The following is a 17,845-nucleotide window of genomic DNA, read 5'->3' as shown; positions in this document are numbered from 1 at the left end:
GACGCGTATTAGCTTGGAGCCGGAGAGAATGGATTCCTTCACGCTGAACAAGATCGCAGGCGCGATCCTGATGGTTCTCCTCCTGACGATGGGGGTGGGCATTGTTTCGGACATTATTTTCGATACGAACCCTCCCGGTCAGCCTGGCTATGAAATCGTAGTCGCAGACGCTGGTGGCGAGGGCGGGGCAGGAGAGGCCCCTGCTGAAGCCACTGTTGAGCCGATTGCAGTCCGTCTGGCATCTGCCGACGCTGCCGCCGGTGAAAAGGTCGCCAAGAAGTGTGCCACTTGCCACAAATTCTCTAACGACGGCGCAAACAGCGCCGGTCCTGGTCTCTGGGGCGTTGTTGGCCGCAAGCCGGGTTCGCATGAGGGCTTTGCCTATTCGTCCGCTATGACCGAATTCGGCGCTGACAATGCGGAATGGACCTACGACGAGCTGGATCACTTCCTGACCTCCCCGAAGGAGTATGTGAAGGGCACGACCATGGGCTTTGCAGGCCTGCGCAAGCCGGCTGAGCGTGCTGACATCATCGCTTACTTGCGCACCCTGTCCGACAATCCGGTTCCGCTTCCGGCTGCTGATGCGCCGGCAGAAGCGGCGCCGGCTGAGGCAGCGCCTGCCGAGGCCACCCCGGCACCTTCGGCCAACTGATCGGCCGGCTGGGAACAAGAAAAAGCAAAGGGCCGTGCCTTCGGGCGCGGCCCTTTTTCTTTTGGGCAAATGCGATGTGCTGAAAAATGCCGATGTTTCACCCTTCCTTTGACGTCTTTGCGTGTTCAGAGAAGGCAAACCGTTGGGTGAACGGTTAAATTTCTGTCATCTGAGCTTTGAGCAGGTGACGGGGGACCTCTGTGTCCCATACTATTCTGCAATTGATTTGGACCGGTGTGGAAAGTCCCGGTTCAGGGCCCTGACCTGACGTGGAGGTGACTATGGCTTTTGGCTGGACGCGGAAACCGATCGCAGCGACCCTGTTTCTCGGATTGCTCGTTGGATTTGGGGTCTGTGGTCACAGCGCTGCCACTCTGGCGGAAGAGCCGCAATGGCGCCATGCGACCGCGTTGACAGGGGAACCCCGCTACGGTCCCGAGGTTACCCACTTCGACTACGTGAACCCGGATGCGCCCAAGGGAGGTCTGGTCCGCCTTTCAACGATGGGCGGGTTTGATACGTTCAATCCCATTCTGCCCAAAGGCGACGTTGCCCCGGGTGTGGGGCTGATCTACGAAACTCTGATGGAAACGGCTCTGGATCAGTATGACATCAGCGCCAGCTACGGTGCGCTTGCGGAGGCGATGCGCTATCCGGACGACTTCTCCTGGGTCGAATACCGTTTGAACCCGAAGGCCAAATGGCACGACGGACAACCCGTGACGGCTGATGATGTGGTGTGGTCATTCGAGAAGGCTGTCGAGCTCAGCCCCCAGTATAAGTTTTACTATCACAACGTGACGTCCGCGAAGGCGCTGCCGGATGGCGTGGTGCATTTCGAGTTTGACGCTCCGGGCAACCGGGAGCTGCCCCACATCATGAGCCAGGTGCTGGTTCTGCCAAAACACTGGTGGGAAGGCACGGATGCAAACGGCAAGAAGCGGGATATAGGACAGTCCACCCTGGAGCCGCCGCTCGGGTCAGGCCCTTACAAGATCAAGAGCTTTGAACCGAACCGGCGCGTCACGTATGAGCGGGTGAAGGACTATTGGGGGGCAGACCTTCCGATCCGTGTTGGTACAAACAACTTCGATGAGATCCGCTACGACGCCTTCCGTGACAGCACGGTGCTTCTCGAAGCTTTCAAGGGCGATCAGTATGATTTCCGGGCCGAGAACTCCGCCAAGAACTGGGCGACCGGCTACGATACGCCAGCTGTCAAGGAAGGGCGCGTGATCCTGGAGGAATTCCCCGATCATGGTTCCGGGATCATGCAGGCGTTCGTGCCGAACCAGCGCCGGGAGAAATTCAAGGATCCGCGTGTCCGTCGGGCGTTGAACTATGCCTTCGACTTCGAAAGCGCTAACCGGACGATTTTCTTCGGTCAGTACAAGCGGATCAACTCCTACTTCGCTGGAACCGAGCTTGCCTCCTCTGGTTTGCCGAAGGGCCAGGAACTGGAAATTCTGGAAAGCGTGCGCGACTTGGTGCCGCCGGAGGTCTTCACCACGGAATATACCAACCCGGTGGGCGGAGATCCGCAAAAACAGCGCTCCAACTTGCGGGAAGCGCTAAAGCTGCTGACCGCGGCTGGCTACGAGCTGAAGAATGGCAAGCTGGTGAACGAGAAGACCGGTGAGCCTTTCCAGATCGAATATATCGCGGCGGATCCGAATTCAGAGCGCTATGTTCTGCCCTTCGCGAACAATCTGAAGCTGATCGGTATTGACCTGACCTACCGGGTTCTGGACACACCGCAATATATCAACCGGGTCCGCTCCCGCGACTATGACATGATCACCATCGGATGGCCGGAGTCTCTGTCGCCGGGTAATGAGCAACGCAGCTACTGGGGATCGGTCTCCGCTGATCAGGAGCAATCGCAGAACTATGCCGGTATCAAGGATCCGGGCGTCGATGCCCTGATCGACAAGGTGGTCTACGCCAAGGACCGTGAAACGCTCGTGGCGGCGACCCATGCACTTGACCGGGTTCTCTTGGCTCATAACTTCGTCATTCCGCAGTGGTACCTGGACGTCGACCGCACGGCCCGCTGGGACCGGTTCGGTCATCCGGACGACATCCCTGAGTACACGCACGGCTTTCCGACCATCTGGTGGTACGACAAGGACAAGGCTGCGAAGACGGGAGTTGCGAAATGATAGGATCTTTCCGCGCCAGCCGCCGTCAGGTTCTTCTCGGTTCTGCCGCGGCGCTTGCCTCGGTTGCCTTGCCGCGCCAGCTGTTTGCCGCCGGGCCTCTTCATGGTCTGTCGGTTTTCGGGGAACTGAAGTATCCCGCAGCATTCCAGCATTTCGACTATGTCAATCCGGCGGCCCCGAAGGGCGGAAAGTTGACCTTCCGGCCCCCATCCTGGGGCTTTAATCAAAACCCGCAGACCTTCAACACCTTCAACACCTTCGTGTTGAAGGGCGATGCGCCACCACGAATGGAGATGTGCTTTGACACGCTCATGGTGCGGGCTCTGGACGAACCGGATGCGATCTATGGGCTGGTTGCCGAGAGCATCGAGATCGCGGATGGCGGCAACACCTATATCTTCAACTTGCGTCCAGAAGCCCGTTTTCACGACGGGTCCAAGCTGACGGCGGAAGACGTGGCCTTCAGCTTCAACACCCTGAAGGCGGACGGGCACCCGCAGATCACCCAAGCCATCACCCAGTTCAAGTCCGCAGAGGCTGTGAGCGAGACGCAGGTTGCCATCTATCTGAGCGGCAAACACAGCAAGCAGCTGCCGATGTTTATCGCATCCAGCCTGCCGGTTCTGTCCAAGCGCTATTACACCGCCTATGACTTCAAGCAATCGACGCTGACGCCGCCTTTGTCCTCTGGCCCTTATAAGGTGGGCAAGCATGAGGTAGGCCGTTTCGTCGAATATGAGCGGGTGAAGGACTATTGGGCCAATGATTTGCCCACGGTGCGCGGTCACAACAACTTTGATGTGATCCGCATCGAGTTTTTCCGCGATCACCAGGTGGCGTTTGAAGCCTTCAAGAAAGGCAACATCACCTTCCAGGAAGAGTTCAGCTCCAAGATCTGGGCGACCGAGTATAACTTCCCGGCTGTCGAGGACGGACGTGTCGTGCGGAAGGAATTCCCCGACAACCGCCCGTCCGGTGCCCAGGGATGGTTCTTCAACACCCGGCGGGCGCGGTTCTCCGATCCGCGCATCCGCAAGGCAATCGGTTTGGCGCTGGACTTCGAATGGTCCAACCGCTCCTTGTTCTACGGGCTCTACACACGAACCCAGTCCTATTTCCAGAATTCTGAAATGATGGCGGCTGGTCTGCCCGGTCCTGAGGAGCTGGCGCTGCTGGAACCTTTCCGCGGCAAGGTGCCGGACGAGGTCTTTGGTGAGGCAATCCTGCAACCTGTCTCCGATGGCAGCGGCTCAGACCGGAAACTCTTGCGCCAGGCCTCGCAACTGCTTCAGGAGGCAGGCTGCAAAAGGCAAGGTTCGGGACTTCTGGACCCTGACGGCAAGCCATTTACGATGGAGATCCTAAGCGATGCCCCTTCCTTCGAGCGGATCGTTCTTCCCTTCATCAACAATCTGAAGCTTCTCGGTATCGAGGCGGCCTTCAGGGTCGTGGATCCGGCTCAGTTCCAGTCGAGGCTGAACGACTTCGATTTCGATATCACCGGGCGGCGCTTTTCATTGACGGCTACTTTGGACGACGCCAGCCGGGAACTGTGGGTCTCGAGCGCGGCGAACAGGAAGGGCAGCCTGAATCTCGCCGGAATTTCCGATCCCGTCGTCGATGAACTAGTGGACAAGGCCGTCTCCGCGAAGAGCCGCGAGGAGATGAACACCGCAGCCCATGCCCTCGACCGGGTTCTGAGATCCGGGCACTACTGGATTCCGCAGTGGTATAAGCCGGTTCATACGGTCGCCATCTGGGACATGTTCGGCTATCCGGATAAGCCGCCACATTATGATTTCCCGGTCGAGTCCACCTGGTGGTTCGATCAGGCCAAAGCGGAAAAGATCGGCAAGGCCGGTTGATCTGATACGGGGCGATAGAAAGGCAATAGAACAGTACAATGGGCGCCTATATTCTCCGCCGTCTGCTCCTGATGATCCCCACGCTGGTCGGGATCATGGCGATCAATTTCTTCGTCATCCAGTTCGCGCCCGGCGGACCGGTCGAGCGGGTGATCGCCCAGCTGTCGGGCAATGACGTCTCCGCGACGGCCCGCATCAGCGGCGGCGGTGGCGATTTCGGCGGTGGCGGCAGCGGTGCTGAAACGCAGGGGCTGGGAACCGGTTCCGACAGTATCACCAGCAAGTACCGGGGCGCCCAGGGGCTTGATCCCGAATTCATCCACCAGCTTGAGAAGCAGTTCGGCTTCGACAAGCCTCCAGTGGAGCGTTTCCTGTCGATGCTGTGGAACTATGCGCGGTTCGATTTTGGCAACAGCTACTTCCGGGATGTCAGCATCATTGATCTGATTGGCGAAAAAATGCCGGTGTCCATTTCGCTGGGTCTCTGGATGACGCTGATTTCCTATTTGATCTCTATCCCGCTCGGCATCCGCAAGGCCGTATCGGACGGATCGAGATTCGACATCTGGAGTTCGGGTGTCATCATCGTCGCCTATGCGATCCCGAGCTTTCTGTTTGCCATTCTCCTGATCGTTCTGTTTGCGGGTGGCTCGTTCTGGGACTGGTTCCCGCTGCGTGGACTGACCTCGGAAAACTGGGAGTCTCTGTCCTGGCCTGCCCGGATCCTGGACTATTTCTGGCACCTGACCCTGCCGTTGACCGCCATGGTGCTGTCGGCCTTCGCCACCACCACGCTGCTGACCAAGAACTCGTTTCTGGACGAAATCCGGAAGCAATATGTGGTGACGGCCCGGGCCAAGGGCTTGAGCGAGCGCAAGGTGCTCTACGGCCACGTCTTCCGTAACGCGATGCTGATCGTCGTCGCGGGTTTTCCCGGAGCCTTCATCTCGTCCTTCTTTGCCGGATCGCTCTTGATCGAGACGATCTTCTCTCTGGATGGTCTCGGGCTTCTTGGCTTTGAGTCCGTCATCAACCGTGACTATGCGGTCGTGTTTGCAACCCTCTACATCTTCTCGCTCATGGGCCTGCTGGTGAACCTTCTTTCGGACCTGACCTACACCTGGATCGATCCACGGATCGACTTTGAAAGCCGGGAGGTCTGATCATGGACAGCACCACATCCATGGGCTCGGGAACAGCTGTGCCCGCCAAGCGCCGCCTTTCTCCGATCAATCAGCGCCGCCTTGCCAATTTCAAGGCCAACAGGCGCGGCTACTGGTCTTTCTGGATCTTCCTGGTTCTGTTCCTGCTTACGCTCTTTGCTGAGCTTTTTACCAACGACAAGCCTCTGCTGGTTTCCTACAAGGGGGAACTGCTGACACCGGTACTGGTGGATTATCCGGAGGAGAAGTTCGGCGGTTTTCTCGCCGTGACGGACTATCGTGATCCGTTCATCCAGGAAGAGATCAACGCCAATGGCTGGATGATCTGGCCGCTGATCCGCTACTCCTACCGCACCGTGAACAACGAGATCCCGGTTCCAGCCCCCGCGCCGCCATCGTGGATGATGGACAAGGAGCAGCGGTGCTCCCGGTATCCAGAAGGGGTCAACGATCCGAATTGCGTTGTCGGCAACTGGAACTGGCTCGGCACTGATGACCAGGGCCGGGACGTTGTGGCACGTCTTGTCTATGGCTTCCGCCTCTCCGTGCTCTTCGGTCTGGCCATGACGATCGCTTCATCAGTTATCGGCATCGCGGCAGGTGCTGTGCAGGGCTATTACGGCGGCTGGGCGGACCTTCTGTTCCAGCGGTTCATCGAGATCTGGACCGCCATGCCGACGCTTTACCTGATCCTGATTGTCTCCTCTGTGCTGACGCCCGGATTCTGGGTGCTGTTCAGCATTCTCTTGGCCTTCTCATGGGTGGCGCTTGTCGGGGTCGTGCGGGCGGAGTTCCTGCGTGGCCGTAACTTCGAATATATCGCGGCGGCCAAGGCGCTTGGTGTTTCCAACAGGGTGATCATGTGGCGGCACCTGCTGCCCAACGCCATGGTGGCGACGCTGACCTTCATGCCCTTCATCCTGAACGGCTCCCTGTCCACACTGACCGCGCTCGACTTTCTGGGCTTTGGCCTGCCCCCGGGCTCGCCCTCGCTGGGTGAGCTTCTGGCGCAGGGCAAGAACAACCTTCAAGCCCCCTGGCTGGGGATCACCGGCTTCATAGTCATTTCCTTGATGTTGAGCCTGCTCATCTTCATCGGCGAAGCCGTCCGCGACGCCTTCGATCCGCGCAAGAGCTATTCGTGATAGAATGTGGCCGTGAGCTGAAGGAGCTTCTGATGAACAAGGTCGTTATCCGGCAGTATCCGGCAGAGAAGCTGCCCGCAGACTTGCGCGCGGGTATTCCTGACGGCACGATGGTCAAGGTGACACTGGAGACGGCCGACGCGGATCGCGACGCTCAACAAGGCGGTCTTAGGGAACTTTTCGCTTCGGTTCCGAATGATTTGCGCAAGTCCGCCGAAGATATTGAGCGGGAAAGCCGAATGCAGCGCGATTCTTGGTCTTCGAACTAGCTCATGACACTCCTCTATCTGGACACGAATGTTTTTATCTTGGCGCTGCAAGGCGAGGTTGGAGATGAGCGCGCAGAAAACGCCCGGCGTCTGTTCTATGGGATCGAAGATGGCAGTCTTCGCGCTGTGACAAGTGAACTGGCTCTTGCCGAGGTGTTGACGCCCAAGGGAGATCGTCGTCAACAGGAACCTGCCTTGAAACGGCAGTATCTGGAGCTGATGGTGTTTAGAAAACTCGTCGAACTGACGCCGCTTCTGCGGGAAGATATGTATACCGCCGCCGATCTGGCCGAGATTCAGTCTGCGAAAGTCCGGCTACCGGATCGTCTGCATCTAGCAACAGCCATTCGCGTCAAGGCAGACCACTTCGTTTCGGACGACCGCCGGATTGAGGTGCCCGCACCGCTTAAAAAGCTCGGGCTGATAGGAACGCCCCCTTTCGGCCTTTCATAGGAGCAATACCCCAAATGAACGACACCCCGCTCCTTAATGTTCAGAACCTTTCCGTCGCCTTTTCCCAGGGTGAGCGGACGAGCCTTGCGGTCGATGGCATTTCCTTCACGATCAATAAGGGCGAGACCGTTGCGCTTGTCGGCGAGAGCGGATCGGGCAAGTCCGTGTCGGCCCTGTCGGTGCTGAAGCTGCTGCCGTACCCGGCGGCGTCTCACCCTTCAGGCCGGATCCTGTTCAAGGGGGAGGACCTGCTTTCGGCATCCGAACCTGCTCTCAGGAAGGTGCGCGGCAACGAGATCTCGATGATCTTTCAGGAGCCGATGACCTCGCTGAACCCGCTCCACACTGTCGAGCGGCAGATTGCCGAGGTGTTGAAGGTGCACCGGGGCATGGGCGATACCCAGGCGCGGAACCGGGTCCTGGAACTGCTCACCCAGGTCGGTATCCGGGACCCTGAAACACGGCTTTCTTCCTATCCGCATCAGCTCTCCGGCGGACAGCGCCAGCGAGTGATGATCGCCATGGCGCTGGCCAACGAGCCGGACATGCTGATCGCCGACGAACCGACGACTGCGCTCGATGTCACAGTGCAGGCCCAGATCCTGAAGCTGCTGAAGGATCTGAAGGAGGCCAAGGGCCTCGCCATGCTTTTCATCACCCATGATCTCGGGATTGTCCGGAGATTTGCGGACAGGGTCTGTGTCATGACCGGCGGCAAGATCGTGGAGCACGGGCCGGTTGCCGATATTTTCGAAAATCCTCAGCATCCCTACACGCGCCATCTTCTGGCCGCGGAACCCAAGGGAAACCCGCCGGCCCACGACGACAGCAAGCCTGTCGTGGTTCAGGCGGACGATCTGAAAGTCTGGTTCCCGATCAAACGGGGCTTCCTCCGCAAGACCGTGGATCACGTCAAGGCCGTCGACGGCATCGGCATCAAGGTCCGGGAAGGGCAGACACTCGGTATCGTCGGGGAAAGCGGATCGGGCAAGACCACACTCGGGCTGGCGATCCTGCGCATGATTTCCTCCACTGGCCGGATCGCCTTCCGGGGGGATGAGATTCAGTCCCGCAGCTGGAAGGATATGCGTCCGCTGCGCCGGGACATGCAGATCGTCTTCCAGGATCCCTTTGGGGCACTGAGCCCGCGCATGTCGGTCGCCGATATTGTCGGCGAAGGACTTCAGGTTCATTTTCCGCGCCTGAGCGCCGAAGAGCGTGATGCCAAGGTGGCAAAAGCCTTGGAGGAAGTCGGGCTCGATTCCTCGACCCGCTTCCGCTATCCGCATGAGTTCTCAGGCGGTCAGCGCCAGCGCATTTCCATTGCCCGCGCCATGGTGCTGGAGCCGAAATTCGTCATGCTCGATGAGCCGACCTCGGCGCTCGACATGAGCGTTCAGGCCCAGGTGGTGGATCTTTTGCGGGATCTCCAGCAGAAGCACGGGCTTGCTTATCTGTTCATCTCCCACGATCTCAAGGTCGTGCGGGCGCTGGCGAACGATGTGGTTGTCATGCGGAATGGCAAAGTGGTGGAAGCAGGCCGATCTGAGGAGATCTTCGGGAACCCGAAGACCGACTACACCAAGGCCCTGATGGCGGCTGCCTTCCGGCTGGAGGCCGTGGACAAGGAAGGCGTGGTGAGCGTCTGATACGTTTTACCTGTTCTACCTTAGCCCAGAAGCTCTGGCGCATATTTTCGGATGCGGGCCTCGCATAGTGCTCCGGCGTGCCGGGTCAGTACGGCTAGCTCGGTCTCCGTCAGAGCCTTAAGGTTGGTTGAGATCGAGGATGCGAAGGCGGCATCCTGAGCAAGTTTGCCCTTTTCATCCGCGTCGATGGAGAACCACATAGGCTTCGGTCCTCGTCCGGCGGCATGGGCCAGTTCCAAGCGCTGGAACTGCAGACCTCGAACCTGCTCCATCAGGATGTTGATTGCTTCTTTGAGGACGATTGTGCCGGATTCTGTCGGATCGGGGTCAATCGAGAAGGGCTTTCCGCCGTCGCTGACGATGGCGTAGCTCAAGTGATTGCGCTCCATGCGCAGCAGGGGATTGACCCCGAGATTGTCATAGACCCCGCCGTCGGTCAGGCTGACGTAGTCGGTCAAGCTGTTGGGAAAGATCGTCTGGTCGAGCGTTAGCGGCGGGAACACGGGCGGGAAGGCGGAGGAGGCGGCCACTGCCCTGGAGATTGGGTAGGTCTTTGCGGGAACCTGTCCGAGTTCATGTTCTCCCAGCATGATGTCTTCATTTGCGCCTCCCCCCGCCACAAAGAAGAACATATTGCCAGAGGCCAGGTTGGTTGCGTTGAGATAGATACGGGGGCCATCCTGAAGGCTGGCAAGAGTGGCGGTGCCAAAAAGATCGCGTTCATAAGTGTCAGCAAGCTTCTCCAGACGGGTGGAAAACGGGCTGATAAAGCCGCCGAGTACAGAGGAGATGGCGATCGACTTGGTGCGCAGATACGTCTCAAGACGGTCCAGCACATCCGGCTGCCCCCAATGGGTGCAGAGAAACGCACCTGCTATGCTTCCTCCGCTGACGCAGGAAAAAAGGTCGATACGGTCCAGCAGGCCCAGTTCCTTCAACTTGCGGAAGGTGCCCAGATGAAACGCGGCTGCCCGGAACCCGCCGCCTGACAAGGCAAGTCCAATCCGCCGCTCCTCGCCATCTATCCGGATCGCCATCAGCTGATCTCCCCTGCGGCCTGAGACGCCCACTCTTGCGTTAGTTTTCTGATGATGCCACCTTGGCGATAGCTAACGCAAGGTTAATTCTGCCAGCTTGTGCCCACTGCATGTAGCCAGGCGTTTCAAAGGGGAAAGGCGATGCAGCATTGTTTTGTCGGACTGCCGCAGGACAAGACCGGAAACAGCGTCAAGACCTATCTCTACCGGGAAAACCGCAAGACCAAGGCCCTTCAGGTGCTCTGGGGAGATTGGCTGAATGTGGACGGTGAGGAGGCCGATGGCTGGCTGCGGGTCATCTGGGCACCGAAGAATGCCGCCAAGCGGCAGACGCTTTACATCCCCAAGGCCCATACGTCCGGAACCAGGCCCCTAGAGGTTGTCTTCCTGGATGTGGGGCAAGGGGACGGCTGTGTGCTGATCACGCCCGAGCGGGGCGAGGGGGAGGCCGTGATCGTCATAGATGCCGGTATCTCGGAACATATGTCCATGTTCCTCAAGGGCCGGTTCAAGAGCTACAAGGACGATGCCTTCCGCTTTCACGCGGCGGTCCTGACTCATCCTGATGAGGATCACTACGGCGGTTTTGAGCAGATCTTCGGAAACAAGGGCTTTGGTTTCAAGCACGTCTATCACAACGGTCTTGTTGAGCGGCCGGTCAAAGGCACGTTCGACAAGATCGGTGGTCTGAAGGCGGATCCCCAGACGGGAATCAAATATGCTGAAGACCTGGCTCTTGGCCGCCAGGAGATTGAGCAGCATTTCGGCGGCGGCGCGGATCCTGGCAGGTTTCTTTTCCCGAAGGTCATGCGCGCTGCATTGGAAAATCCGAATGTCGGCAATTTTTCAATGTTGTCTACGGAGCATGGGCAGAAGGAAGACGGCCGGACATGGCTGCCCGGTTTCGCGCCTTCCGATGGGCGCCTGTATCAGATCGAAGTCCTCGGACCGGTTGCGGAGCCGGATGCGGCGGGGAAGCCCAGGCTCCGGAAACTGGGCAGCTACGGTGAAACCAAGAACGGCCATTCGGTCCTGTTGCGGCTGCACTACAAGAAATTCAAGGTCCTGTTCGGCGGTGACCTGAACGAAAAGGCGGAGAAATTTCTTCTGACCCGGTACACGGGCCGAAGCCGGTTTCCGCCTGAGGACAGCGGAATCTATGACGAGATGATCATGGAAGCGCGGAACTGGTTTTCGGCGGATTTGATGAAGGTCTGCCACCACGGGTCGGAAAAGGTCACGGATGCCTTCCTGCAGGCCGTTAACCCGGGAGCGTTTGTCATTTCGTCAGGGGACGAGGAAGGTCATGTCCACCCGCGCCCGGATCTGCTGGGGCGTCTCGGGCGCACTGGCCGCGGAAAGCGGCCTGTGATCTTGTCGACAGAGCTGCAAAGATCGACCCGGGAGGCCGAGGACGAGAAGCTCGTCCGTGGCTTGACCGACAAGGTGCTCAAGCTTGCCGAGTCTCCCACGGAGAAGCTGCGCAACAAGATCATTGACGATATCTGGGTTCTGGGGCGCAGCAACGTCAGCGTCTACGGGTCGATCTACGTCAAGACGGATGGTGACCGGCTGATTGCCGCCTTCCGGATCGAAAGCGGCAGCGAGGTGAAGAAGTGGTTCACCTTCGACTATGCCTTTGACGAAAACGGCGTGCTGCATCTGATGAGCTGACGGCTGTGGACCGGAGGACAAGTCTCGGGTCTGAGCCTCACCCCACCCAGCAGGTGGCGAAATAGCCTCCCGCTTCCTGGTCCTTGCCGATGGAGCGGCGCGTCTTGTAACCGATCAGGCCATCGGTCCCGCCCACGTCATAGCCCTTGGCCTCCAGTGCCTGCTGCAAGGTCCGGACGGCACCACGGGTGGTCTCGCGGGTCGGTTTCCAGGGCGTGATGAACCCGGCATTCGAGCCATAGCGGTCAGCCAGGTGGCCGATGAAGAGCGCATAGACGTCGCTCTCGTTGTATTCCTTGATGACGTAGAAATTTTCCGTCGCAATGAAGGCCGGGCCATAGCGGCCTGCCGGCATCAGGATGTTGCCGGGGCGCGAGAGCTCGAAATCCGGAAACGGCTTGCCATTGGCGCGGGTCACCCCTTCCGCGACCCAGTTGGAAACTGGCTGGCGCATATCCGGCCCTTCGCGGGTGCAGGAAACGCTGTCCGGAATGACTGCCTCGTAACCCCAGTCCCGGCCGCGCACCCAGCCGTGTGCTGATAGGTAATGCGCGATCGAGGCGAGCGTATCTGCTTCGGAGCCCCAGATGTTGCGGTGGCCGTCACCGTCGAAATCGACGGCATACTTCAGAAAGCTGGAGGGCATGAACTGGGGCTGGCCCATGGCGCCGCCCCAAGAGCTTTTCATGCCCGAACGGCTGATGTCGCCCCGCTCCAGGATTTGAAGAGCCGCCACCAGTTCGCCTAGGAAATAATCCGGGCGCTCACCCATGAAGGCGCGGGTCGCCAGAACGCGGATCGCATCATAGGGGATCTTTGCACCTCCATAACCCGATTCCCGCGCCCAGACCGCCACCACGATGCGGCCCGGAACGCCATATTGCTTTTCCAATGCGGCCAGCGTGCGGCTGTGCTTCTGGATCAGCCGCCGGCCGGAGTTCGCCAGCGCGTTGAAGGCACTTTCCTTGAAATAATTGGCCGGTGCGCGGAACTCAGCCTGGAAGTTGATCTTGGGTGGGGCGCCCTTGCCGCCGGGGCCGACGAGGCCGGGCAGGCTAGTGTCCGGCGACAGTCCCTTCAGCTCCCGCTGCAACGTCGTGCTGGAAACGCCTGCCTTCCGTGCTGCCGGAACGACCGTGTTTTCCAGAAAGCTCTTGAAAGCTGCGTCATGCGGACCTGCCTGGGCAAAGCCGGAAAAAAGGACAGCGGTCAGGGCAAGGAACAGGGCGGCAAGGCGTCTCGGCATACGGGGCTCCGGTGAACTGATTCCGTTGCAGCCTATCACACACGGCCTTGAGACGCCGCGTGGTCTCCCCGGGGAGCTCCTAAAGCGCTGTCCAGTCGAGCGGTCCCGCATTGCGCTGCCACAAGGCATCGCGGGAGAAGGAATACCAGCATCCGCCGCCGCCAAGCTGATCATGTCTGCGGGAAATCGGCGTGTTCATCAGATGGCATTTCAGCAAGGTGCCGACGCCGCCATGTCCGGTGAACAGGACCGGCAATTCGCGCGGAATACCTTTCAGGCATTCGATCACCCGCGAGACAATGCGGGTCTGCGCATCTTCTGCCGTCTCCCAGCCGCGAATACTTTCAGTCGGATTGGCAAAAAACTGATCGGCCACCTGCTCGAATTCCTCTGGTGGCAGGAACCCGGTCGCGGAGCGGTCGTTCTCGTGCAGACCTTCTTCGATGGTGACGGCCAGGTTGTGCCCGCTTGCGAAGATCTCTGCCGTCTCGATGGCCTTCCGCTCCTCGCTGGAGATCACGAGATGGATCGCATCTGCCCAAGGCTGGAGCAGAGCCAGGGCCGCGCGCTTGCGGCCCAGCTCCGAAAGACCCCAGTCCGGCACCGGAATCTCCGGATCAATCATCACCTGCGGGTGGGTGAGATAGACACATAGGCTCATGAAGCGCTCCGGTGCTGCAAGGGGCTATCTCTGCGGGTCAATAGTGTCCGTTGATCCAGCCGGAAATCAGCTGATAGGCAATGGAGATGGGAGGTGGCACCCGGTCCCCTGCGGGATGCGTGCCATCAATCATCTGCTGGACTTCCTCGCGCGGGCACCAGCGGCAGGCCTCCAGCTCGTCATCGTCCATGTTGATTTCCGTGGAAGTCGCTTCGCCGGTACAGCCGAGCATGAGATTGGCCGGGAAGGGCCATGGCTGGTTGGCAACGAGCTTGACGTCTCCAACTGAGATGCCGGCCTCTTCCATGGTTTCGCGGCGGACGGCCTGCTCAATGGTTTCGCCCGGCTCCATGAAACCGGCCAGCGTGGTGAAAATGCCGGGGGCAAGGCGCGGCGGACGGCCAAGCAGGGCCTTGTCACCATGGGTGACAAGCATGATCACAACGGGATCGGTGCGCGGGAAGTGCTGGCTGCCGCAGGACGGGCAGTCACGCCGGTAGCCGCCCTCCGCCATCACGGAAGCATGACCGCAGCGGGAGCAGAACTTGTGTGACTGATGCCAGTGAACCATAGCGCGGGCCTGGGCAAGCGCGCTGATATCCTCGCTCGGCAGCAGGCCTTGAAGCGCCAGAGTGCGCAAATCGATGCCCGTCACATTTGGAAGGGCCTCAATGTCCTCTTCGCTTTTGGTCAGGGCGGCTGCAAATAAGGGGCGTGTGCCATCCGGCTCTTCGCCGAGAAACACCATTTCCTCCCGCTTTGCGCCCAGGACCAGAGCCTTTTCCGGGCGATGACGGATGGAGGGCGGCTCGTCCGCGTTCAGCACAATCTGTGTTGGTGTCAGCAGAACGACACCGGCGTCGGGCCGGGTGAACCGGCCGCGCAACCAGGCCGCATCCGTGCGCAGAGCAGACTGGCGGTCCAGAGTATTGTCGATGAAACTCATGATATGGGGCGAACGGTGCAGCCCGTCCTGTCCTGCGGTCATGGCTGGATATCCTGAATGAAATGGATCTGGCTTGAAATCTCAGGCGTTGAAGGCGTCTTGCAGGGTGCTGATCAGGCGTTCGGCCTTGCCGCCTTCATAGGCGATGGAGGGCACGGCGCCCCAGACAGGTGCGGGCCAGGCAGCATCGTCGCGGAACCTTGCGACCACATGCACATGAAGCTGAGAGACCATGTTACCAATGGCGCCCACGTTGATCTTCTCGCAATCGGTCGCGGCTTTCAGGATCCTGCTTGTGAGCGCTACCTCCCGCATCAGCTGTAACTGGTCGTCGTCGGACAGATCGATGATCTCTATCAGGTCGCCGCGGCGGGGGATGAGCATCAGCCAGGGATAGTTCGCGTCCTTCATCAGGCGCACGGCGCACAGGGGAAGGTCGGCGACAAACAGGCTGTCGCCTTCAAGCCGCGGATTGATATCGAATGCCTTCATGGGGGGACCCGCCAGTAAAAAACTTCGAGAGGAAGGTACAACAGGAATTGCCGGAAATGCGAGACAACTTATCACTTCTGACAGGATTGCATTTCCGCTGCTGCAACTTTCCCGCTTGATCCAGCCCTGAAAAAAGCTGAGACGGCGAGGAAAACAGGAGCGTGTGAACTTGCCATTTTGGCGGAATTCCGGCCTTTTCCCGCCTTCGACCATGAAATACGCCCATCCCTCTTGCCAAGACCCCCGCTCATCCTGATATAAGGCGCTCGGGAGGTTGGCGTGGACGTACCACTCGCCAACCGGGTCAGGTCCGGAAGGAAGCAGCCCTAACGAGATTTTGGCGCGGGTCACCGTCCAGCCTCCCACCTTCTTCCTCACATTACGAAGCGTTGCCTAAGCAGGGCGTCCGCATGCCCGGCGTTTGCCTCGTGCTGCGCTTTGGATAAACCGCTGCTCAGGGGCTAAAAAAATCCTCCAGCCCCGCGACAGGGCTTTGCAAAAAACGGTAAGGTGCGCGCCATGGATGATATCGCCTTTCCGCCTGCTGGAGACGCGGCACCTGCCGCCGCCCCGCAGAACAGCGCCTACCGGGTTCTCGCCCGCAAGTACCGGCCCCAGACCTTTGAGGATCTGGTTGGGCAGGAACCCATGGTGCAAACCCTGGAAAATGCTTTCGATACGGGCCGTATTGCTCAGGCCTGGATGCTGACCGGGGTGCGCGGTGTGGGCAAGACCACCACCGCCCGCATTCTGGCGCGCGGTCTCAATTACGAGGTTCCGGGCGAGGCGGACAGGCCGACGGTGCGTCTTACCCAGGAAGGCACCCATTGCCGGGCAATCATGGAAGGCCGTCATGTCGATGTGATCGAGATGGATGCGGCTTCGCACACGGGTATCAATGATATCCGCGAGATCACGGACGCGGCCCGCTACCGTCCGGCGACGGCCCGCTACAAGGTCTACATCATCGACGAAGTGCACATGCTCTCGAACGCCGCCTTCAACGGTCTCTTGAAGACGCTGGAAGAGCCGCCGGAGCATGTGAAGTTCATTTTTGCGACCACGGAAATCCGTAAGGTTCCGGTCACGGTCCTGTCCCGCTGTCAGCGGTTCGACCTGCGCCGGATCGAGCAGCCCAAGCTGATTGGCCTCCTGCGGCGTATTTCCGATGCGGAGCAGATCACCATTTCCGATGAGGCGCTGACGCTGATTGCCCGGGCCGGCGAAGGCTCTGCCCGTGATTCCCTGTCCCTGCTGGATCAGGCCATGGCCCATGGCGCTGGCGCTATCGAGGCGGCGGACGTGCGTCAGATGCTGGGCCTTGCGGACCGGGCGCGGGTGATCGATCTTTTCGGCCACGTCATGGCCGGGCGGATTGCCGAAGCCATGGACGAGCTGGCGCAGCAATATGCCGTTGGCGCAGACCCGGCTGTCGTGCTGACGGACCTTGCCGATTTCACCCATCTCGTCACCCGCATGAAGGTCGTGCCCAAGGCGGGCGACGATGTGTCCGTGACGGAGACGGAACGGGTGCGCGGCGCGGAATTCGCCGGAAAGCTGTCCATGCGGCTTCTTTCCCGGGCCTGGCAGATTCTCCTGAAGGGCATCCAGGAAGTCCAGGCTGCGCCGAAGCCGCTGGCCGCTGCCGATATGGTTCTGGTCCGGCTGGCCTATTCCGCTGACCTGCCCGATCCGGGCGAAGCGCTGGCCATGTTGCGCAATGGCACCTTGGTGCCTACAGGCGGTGGTGCGCCTTCAGGTCAGGGCGGCTCCGGTGGCGGCGGGCCTTCCGCTATGGGGCCATCCGGGGATGGCCGCCCACGGCTTCAGGCCATTTCCGGCGGCGGGGCAGCTGCGATGACGCAGGCCGTTTCCCGGCCCGCGCCGCAACCGGCTCAACAGGCCCGGCCAGCGGTGGCCCTTGCAAACTTGCAGGACTGTGCGGCACTCGCCTCTGAAAAACGCGATATCCCGATGAAGGTATCGATCGAGCGGCAGATGCGTCTCGTCAAGTTCGAGCCGGGCCGCATCGAGATCCAGCCGACGGAGGATGCGCCAGCGGATCTGGCCGGCGACTTTGGCCGCAAGTTGACCGAATGGACGGGCATGCGCTGGATCGTCAGCGTCAGCCGCACCCATGGCCGCCCGACGATCCACGAGGAGCGCGAGGCCAATCAGGAGCAGCTCCTGTCCGACGCCCGCTCGCATCCGACGGTCGCGGCACTGCTCAGCCAGTTCCCCGGCGCGAAGATCGTGGACGTGCGCGTTCAGGTCAGCGAGGAGGAGGAAACGGTTCTGGCTGATCCGCTTCTGGGCGAAGCGCTGGGCGAGGACGATCCGGACGAATTCTGATTCGCAAACGGCAACCCGCCGCCTATATCAGGCAGGCGGAGCCCGGGGCGGATCCTTCAACACATGAACTGACAGG

At 60.0% G+C, this 17,845-nt stretch carries 15 protein-coding genes and 1 other RNA gene; 11 read left to right on the top strand and 5 right to left on the bottom strand.

Features of this window, described 5'->3' with window-relative positions; all coding sequences use genetic code 11:
* Positions 1–28 precede the first annotated feature (28 nt).
* The 8 genes from IG616_RS09815 to IG616_RS09780 all read left to right on the top strand — a co-directional run bounded on the left by IG616_RS09815 (position 29) and on the right by IG616_RS09780 (position 9,361).
* Positions 29–655: a c-type cytochrome gene (locus tag IG616_RS09815; RefSeq protein ID WP_192147983.1), complete on the top strand. Its 627-nt coding sequence runs from the start codon at positions 29–31 to the stop codon at positions 653–655.
* A gap of 281 nt (positions 656–936) precedes the next feature.
* Positions 937–2,817 (top strand): extracellular solute-binding protein, encoded by a 1,881-nt coding sequence (locus IG616_RS09810; RefSeq protein ID WP_192147982.1) that lies wholly within the window; start codon positions 937–939, stop codon positions 2,815–2,817.
* Complete coding sequence (locus IG616_RS09805) at positions 2,814–4,682, top strand: extracellular solute-binding protein (RefSeq protein WP_192147981.1); 1,869 nt, start codon at positions 2,814–2,816, stop codon at positions 4,680–4,682. Before IG616_RS09810 ends, IG616_RS09805 begins: the two co-directional genes overlap by 4 nt.
* Positions 4,683–4,720: 38 nt before the next feature.
* Entirely contained in the window at positions 4,721–5,845 is a 1,125-nt protein-coding gene (locus tag IG616_RS09800; protein WP_192147980.1) for a microcin C ABC transporter permease YejB, read from the top strand.
* 2 nt (positions 5,846–5,847) lie between these two features.
* Positions 5,848–6,990 (top strand): ABC transporter permease, encoded by a 1,143-nt coding sequence (locus tag IG616_RS09795; protein ID WP_192147979.1) that lies wholly within the window; start codon positions 5,848–5,850, stop codon positions 6,988–6,990.
* 32 nt (positions 6,991–7,022) lie between these two features.
* Positions 7,023–7,259 (top strand): hypothetical protein, encoded by a 237-nt coding sequence (locus IG616_RS09790; protein WP_192147978.1) that lies wholly within the window; start codon positions 7,023–7,025, stop codon positions 7,257–7,259.
* 3 nt (positions 7,260–7,262) lie between these two features.
* A complete protein-coding gene (locus IG616_RS09785; protein WP_192147977.1) occupies positions 7,263–7,712 on the top strand; it encodes a type II toxin-antitoxin system VapC family toxin in 450 nt (149 codons plus the stop codon).
* A 14-nt stretch (positions 7,713–7,726) separates the two neighbouring features.
* Complete coding sequence (locus IG616_RS09780) at positions 7,727–9,361, top strand: ABC transporter ATP-binding protein (RefSeq protein WP_192147976.1); 1,635 nt, start codon at positions 7,727–7,729, stop codon at positions 9,359–9,361.
* A gap of 20 nt (positions 9,362–9,381) precedes the next feature.
* Here the strand turns inward: IG616_RS09780 and IG616_RS09775 are convergent, their stop codons facing one another.
* Positions 9,382–10,398 (bottom strand): patatin-like phospholipase family protein, encoded by a 1,017-nt coding sequence (locus tag IG616_RS09775; RefSeq protein WP_192147975.1) that lies wholly within the window; start codon positions 10,396–10,398, stop codon positions 9,382–9,384.
* Positions 10,399–10,539: 141 nt separating this feature from the next.
* Here IG616_RS09775 and IG616_RS09770 point away from each other — a divergent pair, with 141 nt between their 5' ends.
* The gene (locus IG616_RS09770; protein WP_192147974.1) at positions 10,540–12,072 is read left to right on the top strand and encodes a ComEC/Rec2 family competence protein; all 1,533 of its coding nucleotides are present in this window, start codon (positions 10,540–10,542) and stop codon (positions 12,070–12,072) included.
* Positions 12,073–12,109: 37 nt separating this feature from the next.
* Here the strand turns inward: IG616_RS09770 and IG616_RS09765 are convergent, their stop codons facing one another.
* From IG616_RS09765 to IG616_RS09750, 4 genes are all read right to left on the bottom strand, one after another.
* Complete coding sequence (locus IG616_RS09765) at positions 12,110–13,318, bottom strand: lytic murein transglycosylase (RefSeq protein ID WP_192147973.1); 1,209 nt, start codon at positions 13,316–13,318, stop codon at positions 12,110–12,112.
* 79 nt (positions 13,319–13,397) lie between these two features.
* Positions 13,398–13,979: a histidine phosphatase family protein gene (locus IG616_RS09760; RefSeq protein ID WP_192147972.1), complete on the bottom strand. Its 582-nt coding sequence runs from the start codon at positions 13,977–13,979 to the stop codon at positions 13,398–13,400.
* A 37-nt stretch (positions 13,980–14,016) separates the two neighbouring features.
* Positions 14,017–14,967: an NAD(+) diphosphatase gene (nudC, locus tag IG616_RS09755; protein ID WP_209007416.1), complete on the bottom strand. Its 951-nt coding sequence runs from the start codon at positions 14,965–14,967 to the stop codon at positions 14,017–14,019.
* A gap of 39 nt (positions 14,968–15,006) precedes the next feature.
* Positions 15,007–15,417 (bottom strand): HIT family protein, encoded by a 411-nt coding sequence (locus IG616_RS09750; protein WP_192147971.1) that lies wholly within the window; start codon positions 15,415–15,417, stop codon positions 15,007–15,009.
* A 268-nt stretch (positions 15,418–15,685) separates the two neighbouring features.
* On the opposite strand from IG616_RS09750, the gene ffs reads away from it, so the two are divergent.
* Positions 15,686–15,784, top strand: an RNA gene (gene ffs, locus IG616_RS09745) — signal recognition particle sRNA small type.
* Between the two features lie 152 nt (positions 15,785–15,936).
* Entirely contained in the window at positions 15,937–17,769 is a 1,833-nt protein-coding gene (locus tag IG616_RS09740; RefSeq protein ID WP_192147970.1) for a DNA polymerase III subunit gamma/tau, read from the top strand.
* Positions 17,770–17,845: the final 76 nt, after the last annotated feature.

The organism is Roseibium litorale (assembly GCF_014842915.1).
Taxonomy (GTDB): domain Bacteria; phylum Pseudomonadota; class Alphaproteobacteria; order Rhizobiales; family Stappiaceae; genus Roseibium; species Roseibium litorale.
The sequence above is the reverse complement of the archived record's forward strand: the minus strand, read 5'-3'. Positions and strand labels throughout refer to the sequence as shown.

Excerpts from the sequence above, each read along its gene's own strand:
- IG616_RS09750 (WP_192147971.1), bottom strand. The coding sequence starts at position 15,417 with ATGAAGGCATTCGATATCAATCCGCGGCTTGAAGGCGACAGCCTGTTT.
- IG616_RS09810 (WP_192147982.1), top strand. The coding sequence starts at position 937 with ATGGCTTTTGGCTGGACGCGGAAACCGATCGCAGCGACCCTGTTTCTC.
- IG616_RS09815 (WP_192147983.1), top strand. The coding sequence starts at position 29 with ATGGATTCCTTCACGCTGAACAAGATCGCAGGCGCGATCCTGATGGTT.
- IG616_RS09785 (WP_192147977.1), top strand. The coding sequence starts at position 7,263 with ATGACACTCCTCTATCTGGACACGAATGTTTTTATCTTGGCGCTGCAA.
- IG616_RS09770 (WP_192147974.1), top strand. The coding sequence starts at position 10,540 with ATGCAGCATTGTTTTGTCGGACTGCCGCAGGACAAGACCGGAAACAGC.
- nudC (WP_209007416.1), bottom strand. The coding sequence starts at position 14,967 with ATGACCGCAGGACAGGACGGGCTGCACCGTTCGCCCCATATCATGAGT.
- IG616_RS09765 (WP_192147973.1), bottom strand. The coding sequence starts at position 13,318 with ATGCCGAGACGCCTTGCCGCCCTGTTCCTTGCCCTGACCGCTGTCCTT.
- IG616_RS09740 (WP_192147970.1), top strand. The coding sequence starts at position 15,937 with ATGGATGATATCGCCTTTCCGCCTGCTGGAGACGCGGCACCTGCCGCC.
- IG616_RS09800 (WP_192147980.1), top strand. The coding sequence starts at position 4,721 with ATGGGCGCCTATATTCTCCGCCGTCTGCTCCTGATGATCCCCACGCTG.
- IG616_RS09790 (WP_192147978.1), top strand. The coding sequence starts at position 7,023 with ATGAACAAGGTCGTTATCCGGCAGTATCCGGCAGAGAAGCTGCCCGCA.
- IG616_RS09795 (WP_192147979.1), top strand. The coding sequence starts at position 5,848 with ATGGACAGCACCACATCCATGGGCTCGGGAACAGCTGTGCCCGCCAAG.
- IG616_RS09805 (WP_192147981.1), top strand. The coding sequence starts at position 2,814 with ATGATAGGATCTTTCCGCGCCAGCCGCCGTCAGGTTCTTCTCGGTTCT.
- IG616_RS09760 (WP_192147972.1), bottom strand. The coding sequence starts at position 13,979 with ATGAGCCTATGTGTCTATCTCACCCACCCGCAGGTGATGATTGATCCG.
- IG616_RS09780 (WP_192147976.1), top strand. The coding sequence starts at position 7,727 with ATGAACGACACCCCGCTCCTTAATGTTCAGAACCTTTCCGTCGCCTTT.
- IG616_RS09775 (WP_192147975.1), bottom strand. The coding sequence starts at position 10,398 with ATGGCGATCCGGATAGATGGCGAGGAGCGGCGGATTGGACTTGCCTTG.